Genomic DNA, 18,899 nt, shown 5'->3' with positions numbered 1-18,899 from the left:
TTGCCGGAAATTAATCAATCAATCAACCACCACGATTGAGTATACTGACGTCCTACACCATCGCATCAGGAAGGCCGCCATGATTTTTGAACCTGACGAAGCGGATCGCCGCCTGCGCAATGAAACCGAACACATCCGTGCCGGGCTTGCACGCCGGATCACGGCCTTTGTCGGGGACGGCGAGGAACGCGCCACGACTCTGCCCGGCCTGAGCTTTGCACAGGTCAGGGAGCCGAGACCGCCGACGTCCTATCTCTATGAGCCGAGCCTTTCCATGATTATTCGCGGCAGGAAGCGCGTTCAGCTCGGCAATACCACCTACCTCTATGACGAGTCCCGCTTCCTGCTGACCGCGGTCAATCTTCCTACCGTGACCGAGGTGCTGGAGGCCAGCCCCGCGGTCCCCTATGTCTCGTTGCTGATGAGGCTGGATCTTCAGGCGGCGCGGCAAATCATCGCCGACGTGGATACGCACGCATCGAACGCGCCTGTGGCGGGAACGGCCATGGCAACCGGTCCCGCCACCCCTGAGCTTTTCAATGCCGTGACGCGTCTGGTCGATCTGCTCGACAAGCCTCGGGATCTTCCCCATCTGGGTGCGCTTATCCAGCGGGAGATCATCTATCGCATCCTCACCAGTTCGGCGGGGACGCGTTTTCGGGAAACCGTCTTACTCGGTACGCAAAGTCAACGAACCGCCAAGGCGATCGCCTGGCTGCGGGAAAACTATACGCAACCACTGCGCGTCGAGAACCTGGCGGAACTGGCCGCCATGGGCGTCTCCACGCTGCACCATCACTTCCGGGCCATGACCGCGATGAGTCCCTTGCAATATCAAAAGCATCTGCGGCTGCATGAAGCCCGGCGCATTCTCCTGGGAGAAAATATCGATGCCGGCACCGCGGCGATCCGGGTCGGCTACGAAAGCGTCACGCAGTTCAACCGCGAGTACCGGCGCATGTTCGGCGCGCCGCCCATTCGCGACGTCACGTCATTACGGACGGCCAGGGCGAGATGAACCGCGCAGGGCCCGCCCTCCCGTTACTGGCGGGCCAATAGGTAATTTAAAGGCGATAACCGGGGCCTGGGCGCGGGCTGTTTTTTAATGTGAGGACCGGCTGTAAACCATAATCCGTGCGCACGGGTAAACGCCGGTACGCCGAAGGCGTGATATGGAAATTTTTTTTAAACGCCCGGGTCAGGGCCGAATGATCGTCGAATTGGTATTTATGGGCGATGTCCTTGATGGTGATTGCCGACTGGCGCAACTCCTCGGCCGCACGGGTCAACCTTCTTTTGCGGGTGTAGGCGGCAAGGGAATACCCGGTGAGCTTTTTGAACAATCGCTGTAAATACCATTTGCTGTAGCCGGACTTGGCGGAGAGTATCCCCACATTCAGCGGCGCCTCAAGATTGCTTTCAATCCATATCAACAAATCATCCAAAATATTCTCATGGTACATAATGACTCCCAGGTTAAGATCGTTCTTTTCCACCCGGTTCCCTTTACAGGCACGGTAAGGCGGCAAGGTATGTTATGGCTTACCGGCTTACCACCCACTTACTGTCGCGCACCAGAACTCGGGGCGGCGAACGGATGGCACTGAAATACTTGCGGCCATTTCCCCTTTGATTTGCGCCGCGACCGCCTCTGGTGGATGAGCTGAGGCAACGCTTATGCTGCCTGGCCTCAAGTGGCGCGTCGCAATGAATCAGGCGGCAGGCCGCCGAAGCGTAACCGGCCCTTTGGCACCTTTGGCGACGACGAGATGCGGCTGGCCCTGTCATGCTGGATCCATTGCCGCCCCCGTTGTGCCAATCAGCGGACAACCCTACCGGCTAAGCGGCACGTTAAACATGATCCCGTTACCGCGGATAATCCCGGGCAACAACGCGCGATACGTTGGGAGGCCGTGTTACGTTGCCGTAAAGGATCGCAATTCTGTCGGCGTTGACATCAAGCTACAAACAAGAGGTTGGAACAATGTTGCTGTATCAATTTCGCATGGGCACAAACCCGCGGCGCGTCATCATCTATCTCGCGGAGAAAGGGATCGACATCCCACGCTACGAACTCGATTACGCGAACGGCGAGCATCGCTCCGTTCGCTACCTGGGCATCAATCCGTCGGGCAGGGCCCCGACCCTGGTAACCGATACCGGCCTTGCGATCACTGATTCGGCGGCGATCGTCGAATACCTGGAGGAACGCTTTCCGGACAGGCCGATGATAGGTTCCGACCCCCTGTCACGGGCACGCGTGCGCTCGCTTGAAAGGTTGGGCAGCGATCTGGTCGCCCGGGGCCAGTTGTGGCTCTGGAACCAGACCAACGCCTTCCCGGCAAAGGAGCCGGCCCCGTCGCAGGAGACGGCCGATCGCATCTCCCGCTACTTATCGGAACTTCTCGATATCCTGGAGAAAGAAATTGGCGGGAACGCGTTCCTCGCCGGCGATGAACCGACGATTGCCGACTTCACCGTCTTCCCGATTTTTCAAACGGCGCGCGAGAGGTTCAGCCTTCCCTTCGGCGAAGATCATCCGCGGTTGGATGCCTGGTACAGGCGCTTTCGGTTACGCCCGAGCGCAGACTATTAGAGCGGTTGGCGCAAACCATTATCCCCCATGGGCAGGGTAAAGGATCCATGGGGATACTGGTTGCACATGAACTCCACGAAGGCCCGGACTTTGGCGCTCTGCAAACGGCGCGACGTGTGCAGAACCCATAGCTCGACTTCGTCGCCGGCAATCCCCCACATCACCAGTTCGCCCTTTTCCAGCAGGCTCCCGATAATGGACTGCGGCAGCATCGCCGCCCCGGCGCCGGCGGCAATGGCATCCCGCACCATCAGGAGCGAAGACAAACGCAGAACAGGTTGTGGTTCGACGGTGAACTGATCGTTGCGGACCGACCAAATATCGCCGTCGCGATAGGAAGGCATGACGACCGCCGGAACCTGGAAAGGCTTGTCGCGTCGCCCCGTCGGCATCTGAACGGATGGCGCGGCGGCAAGGACCAGCCTGTCCCTGGCAAAGCACCTGCCGACCAATGTGCTGTCCTTGCCCGGATTGATGCGGATGGCGACATCGAAATGTTCTTCCACGAGATTGACGAGACGATCCTCCGCCACGGCGTCGATCTGGACGTCGGGATAGAGCACCAGGAACTCAGCGGCAAGCCGCCCCAGCGCCAACTGCGAAAACAGGAGCGGTGCCGCGAGGCGCAGACGGCCCCGCGGCGTCCCGAGGCCGTCCCGTGCCGCCGCCACCGCTTCAACAACCTCGCGCATCGGCCCCTCCGTTCTGCTCAGCAACAGGTGGCCGGCTTCGGTCAACTCCAGGCGCTGCGTACCCCGCTCGATAAGCCTAATGCCCAGCGCTTCTTCGAGATCGGCGACACGGCGCGACAGGGTTGCCTTAGACCGGCCGCTGGCGCGGCTGGCTTTGCCGAAGCCGCCGTGAGCCGCCACCAGCTGAAAATCCTCTAGGGCGTTTAAATTCATGATGTCTCATTTTCAATACAAGTTGTCTATATTTTAGAGTCTTTGTTTTGAATATGAAACCCTTTATTGTTGGGTCATACGCAACCCACACCCTAAAGGAGTTTCTTATGAACCACATTCGTGCACTGGTGCTCAACGAGTACGGCGGCACCGCCGCCGTCGGGATTTCGTCAGTGGTGGCGCCGACGGCAGGCGCAGGCCAGGTGCTGGTCCGCGTCCAGGCCGCCGGCGTCAATGGCCTGGACTGGAAGGTCCGGGAAGGCTATGTCCGGGACGCTTTCCCGCTGCAGTTGCCGACCGTCCTGGGCATCGAACTCGCCGGCGTCGTCGAAGCGGCAGGCCCGGGCGTCACCCGGTTGCGCAAAGGCGATCGCGTCATGGGACCGCTCGGCGGGCTGGGCGCCTACGCCGACCTGGTGGCGGTGAGCGAAGCCAATCTCAGCCCGGTGCCGGACTCGCTGAGCTTCGTCGAAGCGGCGGCGTTGCCCGTCGCGTCGGTGGCGGCGTGGCAAAGCCTGAACTTCGCCGGCCCCATCGGTTCCGGGCAGCGCATCCTGATCCAGGGCGCGGCCGGCGGTCTGGGCGGCTTCGCGGTGCAATACGCACATCAAGCCGGCGCCGTGGTGTACGCCACCGCCTTGGGCAGCCACGCCGACTATGTCCGCGGCCTGGGCGCGAACCAGGTTATTGCCTACGATAAAGAGCAGTTCGAAGCCACGGCAAGCGATATCGACTTGGTGCTCGACTACATCGGAGGCGAGGTGCTGAACCGCTCGTGGTCCGTCCTCGCCGAAGATGGCGTCATCGTCAGCACCGCATCGCCGGCCATACTGGCGAGCACCCCGGCAGGGCGCCGCGGCCTTTGGTTCATGAACACGCCGGATGCCGCACGGCTGCAAGCGATCGCCGAAGATGTGGCGCGTGGACGCTTGCAGTCCAGGATTGGCGCCGTCGTGTCCTTCGGCGAACTGCCCGCGGCTATCGAGCGTAATCGGACGCAGCCACAGGTGGGCAAGACCGTGGTGGATTTCTCCCTGTGAATCCACTGCGCCACGTTGAAATAAACCAACCAACCTAAACCATGGAGACATCATCATGACCATTCTCGTTACCGGCGCTACCGGCACTGTCGGCCGCCAAGTCGTCGAACAGCTCGTGAAGCGCGGCGCCGATGTCCGCGCGTTCGTGCGCGATCCCGCAAAAGCCAACTTCCCGGCCGGCGTCGGCATTGTCCAGGGCGACCTGCTCGACGTCGACGCGCTGCGCGCCGCGTTATCAGGCGTCTCGACGCTGTTCCTGCTCAACGCCGTCGTTGCCGACGAATTCACGCAGGCGCTGATCGCGCTCAACCTCGCCCGCGACGCAGGCATCGAGCGGATCGTCTACCTTTCGGTGATCCACAGCGACCGCTACGCGAACGTGCCGCACTTTGCGGGCAAGTTCGCCGTCGAGCGGATGATCGAGCAGCTTGGCCTGAACGCGACCATCCTGCGCCCCGCCTACTTCATCAACAACGACGTCACCATCAAGGACGTGGTGACCCGCCACGGTATCTACCCGATGCCGATCGGCAGCAAGGGGCTCGCCATGATCGACGCGCGCGACGTCGGCGAGATCGCGGCCATCGAACTCTTGCGCCGCGAGAAGTCCGCCGCGGCGCTCCCGCTTGAGCGGATCAACCTGGTCGGCCCCGAGACGCTGACCGGCCCTGACGTCGCCGCCATCTGGACCGACGTCCTCGGGCGTCCGATCGCCTTCCCCGGCAACGACACCGCGGGGTTCGAGCACAGCCTGCGGCAATTCATGCCGGGCTGGATGGCCTACGACATGCGCCTGATGGGAGAGCGTTTCCTCACCGAAGGCATGCTCCCGGATGCCGGCGACGTCGAACGCCTCACCACGCTGTTGGGACGCCCGCTGCGCTCTTATCGCGCCTTTGCATCCGAAATCGCCGCTGCAGTTTGACAGCGCGATCCGCCTGGCGCTTGGCCGGGAAACACTTAGCCAGCTTGCGCCGCACGCCTGGCCACCCGGGATATGTCCGGGCTGGCCAACCGCACCGACGCCCTGCCGATACTTACCATTCACCTCCAAGCGCCAGTTCGACGTGTGGCCCGGACAGTTTGTTGAATTTGCCGCCGATTGGCGCCTGAGCCGGCTCAGCGGCGATCGGCGCATCGGGCTTACCTGCCACAGCCAATTCACTGAGCTTGCACTGGGCGAAGATGCGACTATGCTAGCGTCGCAACGCCAGGTGATAACGCGGCTGGCGGCGCAGATTGCCACCCAGGCCAGGAACTGGGTTCGTGACAATCGCGACGTTTGCGCCGCGCCATAACCCACGCCTGCGGGCCGCCGCGCAACGTGGCGCCCTGGGGTTATCTGATGATTAAACTGCATAGAGGCAGGAACCCACACTATGAAAAAAATACTATTGCCAGTTTACATCGCGCTGGCTTTTTTACTCAACGGCTGCCTGATGGTGGGCGGACACGACCGGCACCCGGACCGGCGCTATGACGATCGCTACAACCACCACCAAGGCCGGTTAAGCGACCGGGATCGTGAGCATATCCAGGGGCGTGATCGCGATCGCGACAATAGCCCGCGTTATAGATAAAACTTATCCGGCTACCATTGCTAACATCACGTCTATATACACTGACCCTTACCGGATTATCGTGGTCAGCGCAGCGATGCGGGCGCGCTGACCGGGGTAATGCCTGCACGACCAGAGCTTGGGAATCGGGGCGATCGGTGAAGGGAAGCCAGTCCCGCGAGGACCCTGCCCAATCGATTGACCATTGCGACAAGATGACGAGGCTAACCTTATGGCAATGTACGTTTTTTATACCAACGACACGGCATTAAACGTTTACGAAAGTAAGCAGCTGCACGACGCCGAGATAGCAAAAATCACCGCCGACGGGTTTTATAAACTGGACCAGGAAGTTGAAGCATCAACACAAATTGAGGCGATAAAAAAATTGGCCGCGCGACGCAGGGAAGATGCGCAATCCCTGGGTGAATTCACCAAAAATATGTTATTTTCCTCGGTGATAGGATCATTAATCTGATAAAGCAATTGTCACGTTAGTCTCCCCCTCCCGCCTATCCTTTGGTGCGTGCTGTGCCAGTGACATGCGGCTATTATTATAGTAGCCGCATTGCGGTTTTCCTCCCGCGGCTAACCCGACAATCAAAGTGTTCCGCCACGCCGCCGGACTGCGTTGCCGGCAGGCGTTGGTTACAGATGCGTGCCCAAGGAAATACAGCCGGATAACATCAACACTAATGGCGTACAGCTTAGCCAAATGATTCTTTTCATATTCACCCCCCGAGATCGCGATGCTCAATAAACTCGCGCCCGTCCATAGATTAAAATAACGAAACACAGCCGGTTAGGACGAATATCGACAGCATGCATAAAGGTAAAATCAGTCGGTTCATAAAGACTCCAAATGGGTAAACAACTGGGATTATTTAAGGTACGGCTGTAGGTCACGGCTTTTACTGCAAGGCGTTGAGCGGAAACCCTACTAAACCGTACCGTACTGTTTAGTTTTGCATGATCTTTATTTGCCTGTCAATAGAACGATGCGCTATTTTTAATCCACCGCTGCCTGTTTGCTCGTAAGCGTAAGCGATGAGATGATCTTCCCCCTTCTTCACGACAGCATCCATTTCCGCCATGATGGATAAACTTTAATCAGAAGAAAAAGTAAGAGGGATACCCTGTTTGAAATGAAAATTACCGGCATCGATCTGGCTAAAACGACCTTTTATCTCTTCAGTACCCATGCTTATGGAAAACCGGCTGGCAAGATAAAACTTCCGCGTAGCCGTTTACGCTCAGCAACCGCCTATGACTGTTGCTATGGAAGCTTGTGGAGCATCACATCACTGGGCAAGAGAGATACAAAAGCTCGGCCATAAGCGATCTTGCCTCCGGCCCAATATGTCAGGGCTTATCAGCGGCGCCAGAAAAATGTGTCTTGCCGTGTCGCAAAAATCCTAAAATCAGCGACCCAAATGTGGCTTCAACGCACGCCCACCCCATTCAAAAACAGGCTCACCAGATGCGCGATCCGTGCTTTTGGAGAGCTGTCTTTCTCGACAGCGAGTGAGATTGCCGTTGCGATGCACACCAAGTCGTTGAAAGTGACATCAGGCCGAATAGCTCCGCCCCTCTGCGCCAGGTCCAAAAGACGGACCCCTTCCCCACTGGTTGCCAGGCATCCCGGCGTTCCAATCTGGAGAACCGTTCCGAGCAAGGCCGCGAGGCCGCGATAGACCGTAGTGTATTGAACCAGCTCTTCGAGATAGGCCCGCAAGCCGCCCAGTGGGGCAAGCTCTGCGTTTCTGGCACGGCTGGTTTCTGCTAATGCCAGGAAACGAGCGCTGTAGGCCGCCGCCAAAAGATCTTCGCGTGTCGGAAAGCGCCGGTATAGCGTGCCGATTCCTACGCCCGCTCGTTTCGCTACGTCCTCTAATGAGGCGCTCGCGCCTTTCTCAAGAAACACTTCCTCGGCGGCTGCAAGAATACGCTCTCTGTTTCGCTGCGCATCGGCTCTCAATGTGGGTTCATCGGTCAAAGGAATAGTCTCGCTGCTACTTGTTAAGTGGAGGATACCTCCATATAATAAATGGAGCAATCCTCCACTTGATACGAAAGCGAGCTTACGACATGGCGAAACGATTTGAAAATAAGGTTGTGGTGGTTACGGGCGGCACGGACGGCATCGGTTTGACCACGGCGGCGTCCTTCGCGGAACAGGGCGCTCATGTGTACATCACTGGCCGCCGCCAAGAGCGCCTAAATGAGGTTCTGAAGGAAATCGGGCACGGTGCCATTGGGGTGCAAGGCGATGTCAGCAATCTTGCCGACCTTGATCGTCTGTACGCACAGATCCAGCGAGAGAAAGGTCGCGTGGATGTGGTCTTCGCCAATGCTGGCGTATCGGAATCCGCACCCATCGGTGGCATCGAGGAAGACCATTTCGATCGCGTGTTCGGCATCAATGTGAAGGGCACGGTCTTCACGGTGCAAAAAGCCCTGCCGCTGATGTCTGCTGGCGGCGCGGTTGTGCTGGCTGGATCAGGAGCAGGCAGCAAGGGCTTTGCAAATCTATCTGTCTACAGCGCGACGAAGGCGGCGATCCGCTCGCTCGCCCGCACCTGGACGACCGACCTGAAAAATCAGGGCATTCGGGTGAATGTCGTTTCGCCGGGCATGGTACTGACCCCGGCAATGCAGACCTATCTGCAAAACAACGCCGGCGCTGAAGAATGGATGCAGCAAACCATCCCGTTCGGCAGGCTCGCCACGACTGAAGAAATCGCCAAAGCCGTGCTATTTCTGGCGTCGGACGAAAGCAGCTTCATCGGTGGTGAGGAACTGTTCGTTGATGGTGGCTTCGTGGCCGTCTGATATGCGGTGCGACCCTTCAGTTTTGCGGCCTGTGGTAAGGCCGTCTAGCCGACTGGCGACGACAGGTTAATTCGCTCTTCGGGGCGACAATAAGGCCACTGGGTCTACCGCGCATTTTCGCCAGTCCGAGGGGGGTGAAAAGAAAGATTCCCTTTTTATCTTTGTCATTTGTCGCCTAAGTCCAACGTTTTGCGACAACACCTCGCCGTCGGTTTTTCCTGGCGCTCAGACGTTGCAAAAGTCAGTCGCAAATTCCCTATAATATGCGGCAATATTTGCAACACAATGGGGGCGCCATGAGAGACAAACACAGCCCCTGTACGCTCGACCTGGAAAGCGGCCACCTGCGGATCGGTTACGCCAGGGTATTGACCGATGATCGGGGCTTGAGGGATCAGCGCGACGAATTGCATACGGCAGGCAGAAATGCAAACCTGAGCTTAGAAGGCTAAGCACCTTCAGACTTTCTAAAAAATGCCTCCAGTTCGGAGAAACCAATAGCCTTCTTTGAATAACCGAAAGTACCTTCAGCGCATATCTCGCGGGCTGCCTGAACAAAAGAACCGTATGCCAGTCTGGCCATTGATGCACCAACGCTGATACGTTTCACTCCCGCTTCGGCCAGTTGCACAACACTGAACGTCTCACCCGGCAATCCCATAACAACGTTAACTGGCCTTGTCACTGATTCACAAACGGTCTTGATCATTGAAAGATCGTGAAGGCCGGGAGCATAAAGTACATCAGCTCCCGCCTTTTCAAAAGCTTGTAATCTCAGGATCGTATCATCCAAATCAGGACGTCCCCACATAAAATTCTCGGCGCGAGCCGTGATCACAAAATCATGATCCAGCGCTTCTCGTGCTTTTACTGCGGCTTCAATACGATCGACTGCGAGGCTTAAATCATAGACCGGGGCATCGGGCAGACCGGTATGATCTTCGAGGGAGCAACCTGCCAGACCAATATTGACCGCAATTTTTATGGTTTCCGCGGCACTGTCCGGATCATCACCAATTCCTTTTTCAAGATCCGCTGATACTGGCAGAGACGTTGATTCAACAATGGCCTGACAATGATCAATAGTCTGCTTCCACGAAACCCGCCCTTCAGGTACACCTAAGGAGAATGCAAGACCGGCGCTGGTCGTAGCAAGTGCCTTGAATCCCATACTTTCAAGTATTCTGGCCGTCCCAATGTCCCAGGGATTAGGAATAATAAAAGTATCCGGCATTTCATGAAGGAGCCGAAAAGCCTTGCTTTTATCTCCCATAAATGTCCCCTTGAGTGGTATTAATTTGTTTTAAATGGCTGGGAATCACTTGGAGCCATCCGTTGATTATCAAACTAAATACACAGCTGTTTTCGCCGTGGAGAGTTTCATCACCCTATATCAAAGAACTCATTCGAGGCAACCGACCTTATGCTGGAGTTCTATTCCATATAAAGCCAGATGGATCCCCATGGCCCACAAAAAAAAATCGCCAATAAATCCTATGATTTCACTGGCGATTTTAGACGTTAGCGGAACTCAGTGGATGCTAAAAACTTATTCCCACTCAATCGTCGCCGGCGGTTTCCCCGATATATCGTAAACCACCCTTGAAATCCCATCGACTTCATTGATGATTCTGTTAGACACCCGGCCCAGGAACTCATAGGGCAAATGCGCCCAGTGAGCGGTCATAAAGTCGACGGTTTCCACCGCGCGCAGCGAGACCACCCAGTCGTATTTGCGGCCGTCGCCCATGACGCCCACCGAGCGTACCGGCAGGAATACGGTAAATGCCTGGCTGACCTTATGGTAGAGTTCGGCCCGGTGCAGTTCCTCGATAAAAATCGCGTCGGCGCGGCGCAGCAGGTCGCAATATTCTTTCTTCACTTCGCCCAGCACGCGCACGCCAAGACCCGGTCCCGGGAAGGGGTGACGATAAAGCATATCGTAGGGCAGGCCCAGCTCCAGGCCGATTTTGCGCACTTCATCCTTGAACAATTCTTTCAGCGGCTCCACCAGGCCCAGTTTCATCTCTTTCGGCAGGCCGCCGACGTTGTGATGGGACTTGATGACATGGGCCTTGCCGGTGGCGGAGGCGGCGGATTCGATCACATCCGGGTAGATGGTGCCCTGCGCCAGCCATTTGACCAGGGATTGTTTGCTGGCTTCCTGATCGAAAACCTCGACAAATACCCGGCCGATGATTTTGCGTTTGGCCTCCGGCTCGTCCACGCCGGCCAGCGCACTGAGAAAACGCTCTTCGGCGGCGACATGGACGATATTCAGGCCGTATTTCTGGCCGAACATTTCCAGCACCTGGTCGGCTTCGTGCAGGCGCAGCAGGCCGTTATCGACAAACACGCAGGTTAAACGCTTGCCGATGGCGCGGTGCAGCAGCATGGCGGTAACCGAGGAGTCCACCCCGCCCGACAGGCCGAGGATCACGTGATCGTCGCCGATCTGCGCGCGCAGCCGGCTGACCGCGTCCTCGATGATCTTATCCGGCGTCCACAGGGCCTCGCACTGGCAGATATCAAGGACAAAGCGTTGCAGAATGCGCTGTCCCTGGCGGGTATGGGTCACTTCCGGGTGGAATTGCACGCCGTAAAAACGCCGTTCTTCGTCGGCCATAATGGCGAACCGGCAGCTTTCGGTGCTGGCGACGGTAACAAACCCCGCCGGAATGCCGGTGACCTTATCGCCGTGGCTCATCCACACATCAAGCAGCGGCCGGGTGTTGACGCTTAAGGAATCCTGGATATCGCGCACCAGCTGGCTGTCGGCCACCACCTCGACCTGGGCGTAGCCGAACTCGCGCTGGCTGGAGCCTTCCACCCGGCCACCCAGCTGCATGGCCATGGTCTGCATGCCGTAGCAAACGCCCAAGACCGGCACGCCGGCCCGGTACACATAGTCCGGGGCGATGGGGCTGTTCAGTTCGGTGGTGCTTTCCGGGCCGCCGGAAAGGATGATGCCGCTGGGGGCGAAGGCGTGGATCTGCGCCTCCGTCACGTCCCAGGCCCAGAGTTCGCAATAGACGCCGAGCTCACGGACGCGGCGGGCGATCAGCTGCGTATATTGCGAGCCGAAGTCCAGGATCAGGATGCGGTGTTGATGAATATTGTCTGTCATAGAAGGCATATTCCAGGAGCGGATAGCAAATAAAATACGTCCCGGCCGCGGCCGGGAAGAATAACAGCTGGGAGGGCCGTTACTCGGCCATCCGAAGCGTAATTAACTGCGGGCCGCCGACGCGGGTCAACGCCGCGCCGTGCGCAGCGCTTAGCCCATGCGGTAATTCGGGGATTCTTTGGTGATGGCGACGTCATGGACGTGGCTTTCCTGAATACCCGCGCCGCTGATACGCACAAATTCAGCCTTGGTGCGCAGCTCGTCGATAGTAGCACAGCCGGTCAGGCCCATACAGGAGCGCAGCCCGCCCATTTGCTGGTGGACGATTTCCTTCAGGCGGCCTTTATACGCCACCCGGCCTTCGATACCTTCCGGCACCAGCTTGTCGGCGGCGTTGTCGGTCTGGAAATAGCGATCGGAGGAGCCCTTGGACATGGCGCCGAGCGACCCCATACCGCGGTAGGATTTAAACGAACGGCCCTGGTAGAGCTCGATTTCACCGGGGGATTCCTCGGTGCCGGCCAGGAGCGACCCGACCATGACGCAGGAGGCGCCGGCGGCGATGGCCTTGGCGATATCGCCTGAGAAGCGGATACCGCCGTCGGCGATAACCGGGATGCCGGTGCCTTCCAGCGCTTCCACCGCATCGGAAATGGCTGTGATTTGCGGCACGCCCACGCCGGTGACGATACGGGTGGTGCAGATGGAGCCGGGACCGATGCCCACTTTAACCGCGCTGACGCCGGCCTCGACCAGCGCGATGGCGCCGGCGCCGGTGGCGATATTGCCGCCGATAATCTGCAGGTCGGGATATTTGGCGCGGGTGGCGCGGATACGTTCCAATACGCCCTCGGAATGGCCGTGGGAGGAATCGATCAGCAGTACGTCGACGCCGGCGGCGACCAGCGCGTCGATACGCTCTTCGTTACCGGCGCCGGCGCCTACCGCCGCGCCTACCCGCAGGCGGCCGTGCTCGTCCTTGCAGGCGTTGGGCTTGCGCTCCGCTTTCTGGAAATCCTTGACCGTAATCATGCCGAGCAGATGGAAATGCGCATCCACCACCAGCGCCTTTTCCACGCGCTTTTCATGCATTTTCTGCAGCACGACTTCGCGTGCCTCGCCTTCTTTTACCGTGACCAGGCGCTCTTTCGGCGTCATGACCGCGGTAACCGGCTGGGACAGGTCGGTAACAAAACGCACGTCGCGGCCGGTGATAATGCCCACCAACTCGTTGTCGTCGGTGACGACCGGGTAGCCGGCAAAACCGTTACGGGCGGTCAGTTCCTTTACCTGGGATAAGGTGGTGGCGGGGGTGACGGTCTTGGGATCGGTGACCACGCCGCTTTCGTGTTTTTTCACCCGGCTGACTTCTTCGGCCTGGCGTTCGATGGACATATTTTTATGGATAAAACCAATGCCGCCTTCCTGGGCCAGGGCGATAGCCAGGGGCGCTTCAGTCACGGTATCCATGGCGGCGGAGAGCAGCGGAATATTCAGGCGTATTTTTTTAGTCAGTTGCGTGCCGAGTTCGGCCGTGTTGGGTAACACCGTGGAATGTGCAGGTAACAGGAGGAGATCGTCGAACGTTAGAGCTTCTTTTGCGATACGTAACATAGCAATATCTCACCAGGATGAATGTATAAAATATTGCCGTGGCATTATACAGAACGTAACCGGTTGCCTCCAGAACTTTTTAAAAAAAATGCTTGATCTGCGCTGAGCGATAAGTAATATCAATCGATTAACCCTTATTTATAGAAGTTGATCTGGCTCACATGTCTTCACCGCCCACCGCCTTGATTTTTACCGTCTCCCGTCTTAACCAGACGGTGCGCGAACTGCTGGAAGGCGAAATGGGCCAGGTCTGGCTGACCGGCGAAATCTCCAACTTCTCGCAGCCCGCCTCCGGCCACTGGTATTTTACGCTGAAGGACGATCGCGCCCAGGTGCGTTGCGCGATGTTTCGCAACAGCAACCGGCGGGTAACCTTCCTGCCGCGCAACGGCCAGCAGGTGCTGGTGCGGGCGGCGCTGACGCTGTACGAACCGCGCGGCGAATACCAGTTGGTAACCGAAAGCATGCAGCCCGCCGGCGACGGCCTGCTGCAACAGCAATTCGAGCAGCTTAAGCAGCGCCTGTCCGCCGAAGGTCTTTTTGACAGCATCCATAAGCAGCCTTTGCCCAGCCCGGCCCGCCGGGTCGGCGTGATCACCTCCGCCAGCGGCGCGGCGCTGCATGATATCCTCAATATTCTGCGGCGCCGGGATCCCTCGTTGCCGGTGGTGATTTATCCCACCCAGGTGCAGGGCCAGGACGCGCCGGCGCAGATCGTGCGCGCCATCGAGGCCGCCAACCGGCGCGGCGAGTGCGACGTGCTGATCGTGGGCCGCGGCGGCGGTTCGCTTGAAGATCTCTGGGGCTTTAACGATGAGCGGGTGGCGCGGGCGATTTTTGCCAGCCGCCTGCCGGTGGTGAGCGCGGTCGGCCATGAAACCGATGTCACCATCGCCGATTTTGTCGCCGACCTGCGCGCCCCTACCCCTTCGGCGGCGGCGGAGCTGGTCAGCCGCAACCAGCTGGAGCTGGCGCGGCAATTACAATCCCAGCAGCAGCGCCTGGAAATGGCGATGGACTATTTTATGGCGCAGCGCCAGCAGGTCCTGACCCGGATGCAGCACCGCCTGCAGCAACAGCATCCGCACCTGCGCCTGGCGCGCCAGCAAACGGCGCTGATAAAACTGCGCCGCCGGCTGGACGACAGCCTGCAGGGGCAGCTGCGCCAGGCGCGCTTACGCCATGAGCGTTTGCTCCAGCGCCTGGGCCAGCGGGCGCCGCTGCCGCGCATTAATCACGCGCAGCAGCGCTTACAGTCTTTAGGCTACCGGCTACGGCAGGCGATCGGCGGCCGCTTGAACCAGCAGGGACAAATACAGGCGCTGCGCTACCGGCTGGCGCAGGGCATCACCCGGCAGTTAAGCGGGGAGCAGCGGACCTTCGGCATGCTGTGCTCCCAGCTGGAAGCGGTCAGTCCGCTGAAAACGCTGGCGCGCGGGTTCAGCGTTACCACCGATACCAAGGGGGCGCTGGTCAAACGGGCCCGGCAGGTGAAGGCGGGGGATATCCTGTCAACACGTCTGGAAGACGGGCGGGTGGAAAGCCAGGTGCTGAGCGTCACGCCCGCCGCGGCGAAACCCGCGCGGCGCGCCAAGGACGCCAATTAACGCCCGGGGCCGGCCCCCGGACGCCTGATTATTTCTGATTACCGCGCGCAGAGGCCAGGCGGGCAAAAGCGTTATAGCCCGCGCCAATCACCAGCAATGCGCAGGTGCCGAAAAACACCGGCCGCATACCAAAATGCCCGCCGATAACCCCGCCCAGCAGCGGTCCCGCCACCTGGCCGACATATTGCGCCGAGGTGGAATAACCCAGCATCCTGCCGGCAATCTTGTCCGGCACGTTATGGCGGATAACGCTGGCGATACAGGGCAGCAGCCCGCCCAGCGCCACGCCCATAAAAAAGCGCAATACCACCAGTTGCCAGCCGCGGGTGACCATCGCCTGCGGGATCAGCAATAACCCCGCGACCAGCAGGCAGCCGATTATCACCGTCCACGGCCCGTTGCGATCGGCCAGCCTGCCGAGCCAGGACGCGGAGACAATGCTGCCCAGCGCCGCGCTGGCCATCACCAGTCCGGCGACAAACGTGACCTGCGTGGACGCCACCAGTTGCGCCACGTACAGGGTGATAATCGGCTCGATGGACATATTGGCCACCATCAGCAGCGCGCCGGTAATCAGCATCGCCAGCACCGGCCGGGTAAACCCGGCGGCCTCCTCCGGCACGCTCTCTTTTTTGCGCCTGATGGTGGCGCCCGGTTCTTCCCGCAACAAAAACGTCGTCGCCAGGAAGGAGATAAAAATCGTCGCGCCGGCCACCATAAACGTGGCGCGGATGCCGATAAGCGGCGGCAGGGTGCCGCCTATCAGCGGACCGATGAAATTACCGGCCATGATGCCGGAAGACAGGACGCCCAGCGCCCAGCCGGTGCGCGCTTTGGGGGTTTGAGTCGCCACCAGGATCATGGACCCCGACGCATAGCCCCCCAGCAGACCGGCCAGCAGGCGCAGCGCCACCAGTTGCCAGACGCTGTGCGCCATGCCCAGCAGCGTCATGGCGACCGCCATGCCGAGGCTGGCGCGGATCAGCATCAGCTTGCGGCCATAGCGATCGCCCAGGCGTCCCCACAGCGGCGCGGTCAGCGCCGCGCTGAAAAAGGTGGCGCCATAGGCCAGGCCCGACCAGAGGCTGATGGCGGCGTGGGTCGTTGCGCCCAGCTGTTCTACATACAGGGGCAGGAACGGCAGCAGCAGGGTCATGGCGATAATGGTGGTGAACGAACCAAAGACGCAGACAAACAAATTTTGTTGCCAGTAGCGGCTGCCGTCAGCCGAATCCGTCGGGGTGCTTGTCATATCCTTCCTGAGATCTGTGATGGCCATGGATTGGCGGAAATAATTAACCGCGCGTCGCCGTAGTGCTCCCGAGTAGCAAAAATAATATCAATCCAGCCGCCATGAAAACAACTTCTGCGCTACGGAAAAAAAGGGTGAAATGACGAGCTGCTAATTATTCCCGTAATAAAGAGGATCCGGCTGCCTAATGGGTCAACCATCGCAGATTACACTTAAAATGCCTTTTTTGTCCTGATAAAAAGAGAGTAAGCATTTGTTAATGAATGGTAAAAATTAATCAGCACCTTTGGACAAACAGCTGTTTATCAACCATTTACAACCTATAAGCTTTATGTATCTTAACCAGGTGATAACATCACTTTTTAGTTTACTTAGCCGTTGACGGCTAATAGAATCAAAAACGCTAAGCAGACAGTATTGGGCTCAAAGCAACCTCAATAATATTGCCCTGCGGTATACTTAATTTTCTTAAATAGAGACACTGCGCATGAAAGAGCATTTCATCGCACCCCTTTGCATGAATTTGTTGGCATCGTCCCAACGGCAAACGGCTGCGAATAACGCCCCGGTGGATGTTGTCCTGATCGGCGGTGGAGTCATGAGCGCTACGCTTGGAACCTACCTTAAGGAACTTGAGCCAGACTGGACCATCAATATGTATGAGCGTCTGGATAAGACCGCGGAAGAGAGCTCCAATGGCTGGAATAACGCCGGCACCGGCCATGCGGCGTACTGCGAGTTAAATTACACCCCGGAAATGGCCGACGGCTCGATTGATATCACCAAAGCGGTGGCGGTCAACGAGGCGTATGAAATTTCCCGCCAATTCTGGGCCTATCTGGTAAAAAATAATATTCTCGGCGCCCCCAAATCCTTTATTAATAACGTTCCCCATATGAGTTTTGTCTGGGGGGAGGAAAACGTTAATTTCCTGCGCAAGCGTTATGCCGCGTTGCAGGGCAGCACGTTATTCCAGGGCATGGAATATACCGAGGACAGCCACGTCATCAGGCAGTGGGCGCCGATGATCATGGCGGGCCGCGACACGTTCCAAAAGGTGGCGGCCACGCGCATGGCCATGGGCACCGACGTCAACTTCGGCGAACTGACGCGGCAGATGCTCGCCGCGCTGGAACGGCGGCCGAACGTTAACCTGCACCTGCGCCACGACGTGCTGGATATCAGCCGCAACGACGACAGTACCTGGACGGTAAAAGTCGCCGACCTGAACAACAACGGCCGGCAAAGCTCGGTGCGCGCACGCCATATTTTTATCGGCGCCGGCGGCGCGTCGCTGACGCTGCTGCAGAAATCCGGCATTCCCGAAGCCCGGGGTTATGCCGGCTTTCCGGTGGGCGGCAAGTTCCTGGTGACCACCCGGCCCGAGGTGGTTAACGGCCATCTGGCGAAAGTTTACGGCAAGGCGTCGGTCGGCGCGCCGCCGATGTCGGTGCCGCATATCGATACCCGCATGCTGGACGGCGAACGCACCCTGCTGTTCGGCCCCTACGCCACGTTCAGCAGTAAATTCCTTAAACGCGGCTCCTGGTTTGATTTGTTCGGTTCGCTGACGTGGCAGAACCTGATGCCGATGATCCGTGTCGGCCTGGATAATTTCGGCCTGCTGGGATACCTGGTGAGTCAATCGTTTATGTCGGATAAAAAACGGCTGGCGGCGCTGAAGGAATATTATCCCGAGGCCAGGCTGGAGGATTGGGAACTGACCGACGCGGGCCAGCGGGTGCAAATCATTAAAAAAGACGCCAGGAAAGGCGGCATCCTGCAGTTCGGCACCGAGGTGGTCAGCTCGGCGGACGGCAGTCTGTCGGCGCTGCTTGGCGCGTCGCCCGGCGCCTCGACCGCCGCGCCGATTATGCTGCAACTGCTTGAGAGCATGTTCAAAGAGCAGGCGGCCTCCCCCGCCTGGCGCGCCAAGCTCCAGGAAATCATCCCCTCCTACGGCCGCCCGCTCGACGGCAGCGTTGAAATGACCAATAAAATACGCGCCTATACCAGCGGGATCCTGCAGCTGGCCTGCGTCGAGGCTACCCAGGGCAGCGCCGCCGGGTCCGCCGGCCTGTGGGATACCTTGCCCAAAGCCATCTAGCGCGCACAGCGGCCGGCTATGCGCCGGCCGCCCGCCGCGGCAAGCAAGCGCCCAGCGGTCATCGCGTTTTTTTCCCCCGCCATGCCGCCTTGCCCCGGCGGCCGGGTGCACGGACCCTGAACGCCCCTGTCCGCCGTTTGGCGATGGCGTATACATTGGCATTTAACTGAAATACTATGTGAACAAAGTACATGCTTTCCCTGCCGGCCATGGCATCACCGCCAAAGACGCCCGGGCAATCACCACCCTAAAGAAGGTAT

17 protein-coding genes and 1 pseudogene are annotated in these 18,899 nt (G+C 58.7%); 10 read left to right on the top strand and 8 right to left on the bottom strand.

The window, feature by feature from the left end:
- Positions 1-79 precede the first annotated feature (79 nt).
- On the top strand, positions 80-1,018 hold the full coding sequence (locus ACL2XN_RS24600; protein ID WP_410014040.1) for an AraC family transcriptional regulator N-terminal domain-containing protein: 939 nt from the start codon (positions 80-82) through the stop codon (positions 1,016-1,018).
- 46 nt (positions 1,019-1,064) lie between these two features.
- Here ACL2XN_RS24600 and ACL2XN_RS24595 read toward each other — a convergent pair whose 3' ends face one another.
- On the bottom strand, positions 1,065-1,496 hold the full coding sequence (locus ACL2XN_RS24595; RefSeq protein ID WP_413729665.1) for a helix-turn-helix domain-containing protein: 432 nt from the start codon (positions 1,494-1,496) through the stop codon (positions 1,065-1,067).
- 488 nt (positions 1,497-1,984) lie between these two features.
- Here ACL2XN_RS24595 and ACL2XN_RS24590 point away from each other — a divergent pair, with 488 nt between their 5' ends.
- Positions 1,985-2,596: a glutathione S-transferase family protein gene (locus tag ACL2XN_RS24590; RefSeq protein WP_413729663.1), complete on the top strand. Its 612-nt coding sequence runs from the start codon at positions 1,985-1,987 to the stop codon at positions 2,594-2,596.
- Here the strand turns inward: ACL2XN_RS24590 and ACL2XN_RS24585 are convergent.
- On the bottom strand, positions 2,593-3,501 hold the full coding sequence (locus tag ACL2XN_RS24585; RefSeq protein ID WP_413729662.1) for a LysR family transcriptional regulator: 909 nt from the start codon (positions 3,499-3,501) through the stop codon (positions 2,593-2,595). The two genes, ACL2XN_RS24590 and ACL2XN_RS24585, sit on opposite strands and share 4 nt — an antisense overlap.
- 107 nt (positions 3,502-3,608) lie before the next feature.
- On the opposite strand from ACL2XN_RS24585, the gene ACL2XN_RS24580 reads away from it, so the two are divergent.
- From ACL2XN_RS24580 to ACL2XN_RS24560, 5 genes and pseudogenes are all read left to right on the top strand, one after another.
- Positions 3,609-4,541: an NADP-dependent oxidoreductase gene (locus ACL2XN_RS24580; protein ID WP_413729661.1), complete on the top strand. Its 933-nt coding sequence runs from the start codon at positions 3,609-3,611 to the stop codon at positions 4,539-4,541.
- A 55-nt stretch (positions 4,542-4,596) separates the two neighbouring features.
- Positions 4,597-5,466 (top strand): SDR family oxidoreductase, encoded by an 870-nt coding sequence (locus tag ACL2XN_RS24575; protein WP_413729660.1) that lies wholly within the window; start codon positions 4,597-4,599, stop codon positions 5,464-5,466.
- A pseudogene (locus ACL2XN_RS24570) lies at positions 5,375-5,725 on the top strand (hypothetical protein); the annotation flags it as partial. The gene ACL2XN_RS24575 and the pseudogene ACL2XN_RS24570, both read left to right, overlap by 92 nt.
- 195 nt (positions 5,726-5,920) lie before the next feature.
- Positions 5,921-6,121: a hypothetical protein gene (locus ACL2XN_RS24565; RefSeq protein ID WP_410014028.1), complete on the top strand. Its 201-nt coding sequence runs from the start codon at positions 5,921-5,923 to the stop codon at positions 6,119-6,121.
- A 211-nt stretch (positions 6,122-6,332) separates the two neighbouring features.
- Positions 6,333-6,578, top strand: a complete 246-nt coding sequence (locus tag ACL2XN_RS24560; protein ID WP_413729659.1) for a hypothetical protein — start codon at positions 6,333-6,335, stop codon at positions 6,576-6,578.
- Between the two features lie 481 nt (positions 6,579-7,059).
- Here ACL2XN_RS24560 and ACL2XN_RS24555 read toward each other — a convergent pair whose 3' ends face one another.
- Both ACL2XN_RS24555 and ACL2XN_RS24550 read right to left on the bottom strand, forming a co-directional pair.
- On the bottom strand, positions 7,060-7,194 hold the full coding sequence (locus ACL2XN_RS24555; protein ID WP_410014026.1) for a hypothetical protein: 135 nt from the start codon (positions 7,192-7,194) through the stop codon (positions 7,060-7,062).
- A gap of 347 nt (positions 7,195-7,541) precedes the next feature.
- Positions 7,542-8,096: a TetR/AcrR family transcriptional regulator gene (locus ACL2XN_RS24550; protein WP_413729658.1), complete on the bottom strand. Its 555-nt coding sequence runs from the start codon at positions 8,094-8,096 to the stop codon at positions 7,542-7,544.
- A gap of 92 nt (positions 8,097-8,188) precedes the next feature.
- Here ACL2XN_RS24550 and ACL2XN_RS24545 point away from each other — a divergent pair, with 92 nt between their 5' ends.
- Complete coding sequence (locus tag ACL2XN_RS24545) at positions 8,189-8,932, top strand: SDR family NAD(P)-dependent oxidoreductase (RefSeq protein ID WP_413729657.1); 744 nt, start codon at positions 8,189-8,191, stop codon at positions 8,930-8,932.
- Positions 8,933-9,380: 448 nt separating this feature from the next.
- On the opposite strand, the gene ACL2XN_RS24540 is transcribed toward ACL2XN_RS24545, so the two are convergent.
- The 3 genes from ACL2XN_RS24540 to guaB all read right to left on the bottom strand — a co-directional run bounded on the left by ACL2XN_RS24540 (position 9,381) and on the right by guaB (position 13,673).
- Positions 9,381-10,205, bottom strand: a complete 825-nt coding sequence (locus ACL2XN_RS24540; RefSeq protein WP_413727867.1) for an isocitrate lyase/PEP mutase family protein — start codon at positions 10,203-10,205, stop codon at positions 9,381-9,383.
- Between the two features lie 276 nt (positions 10,206-10,481).
- Positions 10,482-12,059, bottom strand: a complete 1,578-nt coding sequence (gene guaA, locus ACL2XN_RS24535; protein ID WP_413729656.1) for a glutamine-hydrolyzing GMP synthase — start codon at positions 12,057-12,059, stop codon at positions 10,482-10,484.
- A gap of 150 nt (positions 12,060-12,209) precedes the next feature.
- Entirely contained in the window at positions 12,210-13,673 is a 1,464-nt protein-coding gene (gene guaB, locus ACL2XN_RS24530) for an IMP dehydrogenase (protein WP_410014021.1), read from the bottom strand.
- Positions 13,674-13,834: 161 nt separating this feature from the next.
- On the opposite strand from guaB, the gene xseA reads away from it, so the two are divergent.
- Complete coding sequence (gene xseA / locus ACL2XN_RS24525) at positions 13,835-15,280, top strand: exodeoxyribonuclease VII large subunit (RefSeq protein ID WP_413729655.1); 1,446 nt, start codon at positions 13,835-13,837, stop codon at positions 15,278-15,280.
- 28 nt (positions 15,281-15,308) lie between these two features.
- Here the strand turns inward: xseA and ACL2XN_RS24520 are convergent, their stop codons facing one another.
- Positions 15,309-16,532, bottom strand: a complete 1,224-nt coding sequence (locus tag ACL2XN_RS24520; protein WP_413729654.1) for an MFS transporter — start codon at positions 16,530-16,532, stop codon at positions 15,309-15,311.
- 487 nt (positions 16,533-17,019) lie between these two features.
- On the opposite strand from ACL2XN_RS24520, the gene mqo reads away from it, so the two are divergent.
- Entirely contained in the window at positions 17,020-18,639 is a 1,620-nt protein-coding gene (gene mqo, locus ACL2XN_RS24515) for a malate dehydrogenase (quinone) (RefSeq protein ID WP_410014018.1), read from the top strand.
- Positions 18,640-18,899 lie beyond the last annotated feature (260 nt).

It is taken from the genome of Sodalis sp. RH22 (assembly GCF_047324165.1).
Lineage (GTDB): Bacteria > Pseudomonadota > Gammaproteobacteria > Enterobacterales > Enterobacteriaceae > Acerihabitans.
The sequence above is the reverse complement of the archived record's forward strand: the minus strand, read 5'-3'. Positions and strand labels throughout refer to the sequence as shown.

Coding starts and splice junctions, on each gene's coding strand:
- ACL2XN_RS24585 (WP_413729662.1), bottom strand. CDS start 3,501: ATGAATTTAAACGCCCTAGAGGATTTTCAGCTGGTGGCGGCTCACGGC.
- ACL2XN_RS24580 (WP_413729661.1), top strand. CDS start 3,609: ATGAACCACATTCGTGCACTGGTGCTCAACGAGTACGGCGGCACCGCC.
- ACL2XN_RS24545 (WP_413729657.1), top strand. CDS start 8,189: ATGGCGAAACGATTTGAAAATAAGGTTGTGGTGGTTACGGGCGGCACG.
- ACL2XN_RS24575 (WP_413729660.1), top strand. CDS start 4,597: ATGACCATTCTCGTTACCGGCGCTACCGGCACTGTCGGCCGCCAAGTC.
- ACL2XN_RS24555 (WP_410014026.1), bottom strand. CDS start 7,194: ATGGCGGAAATGGATGCTGTCGTGAAGAAGGGGGAAGATCATCTCATC.
- ACL2XN_RS24590 (WP_413729663.1), top strand. CDS start 1,985: ATGTTGCTGTATCAATTTCGCATGGGCACAAACCCGCGGCGCGTCATC.
- ACL2XN_RS24565 (WP_410014028.1), top strand. CDS start 5,921: ATGAAAAAAATACTATTGCCAGTTTACATCGCGCTGGCTTTTTTACTC.
- ACL2XN_RS24560 (WP_413729659.1), top strand. CDS start 6,333: ATGGCAATGTACGTTTTTTATACCAACGACACGGCATTAAACGTTTAC.
- xseA (WP_413729655.1), top strand. CDS start 13,835: ATGTCTTCACCGCCCACCGCCTTGATTTTTACCGTCTCCCGTCTTAAC.
- ACL2XN_RS24600 (WP_410014040.1), top strand. CDS start 80: ATGATTTTTGAACCTGACGAAGCGGATCGCCGCCTGCGCAATGAAACC.
- ACL2XN_RS24520 (WP_413729654.1), bottom strand. CDS start 16,532: ATGACAAGCACCCCGACGGATTCGGCTGACGGCAGCCGCTACTGGCAA.
- guaA (WP_413729656.1), bottom strand. CDS start 12,059: ATGACAGACAATATTCATCAACACCGCATCCTGATCCTGGACTTCGGC.
- mqo (WP_410014018.1), top strand. CDS start 17,020: ATGAAAGAGCATTTCATCGCACCCCTTTGCATGAATTTGTTGGCATCG.
- ACL2XN_RS24540 (WP_413727867.1), bottom strand. CDS start 10,205: ATGGGAGATAAAAGCAAGGCTTTTCGGCTCCTTCATGAAATGCCGGAT.
- guaB (WP_410014021.1), bottom strand. CDS start 13,673: ATGTTACGTATCGCAAAAGAAGCTCTAACGTTCGACGATCTCCTCCTG.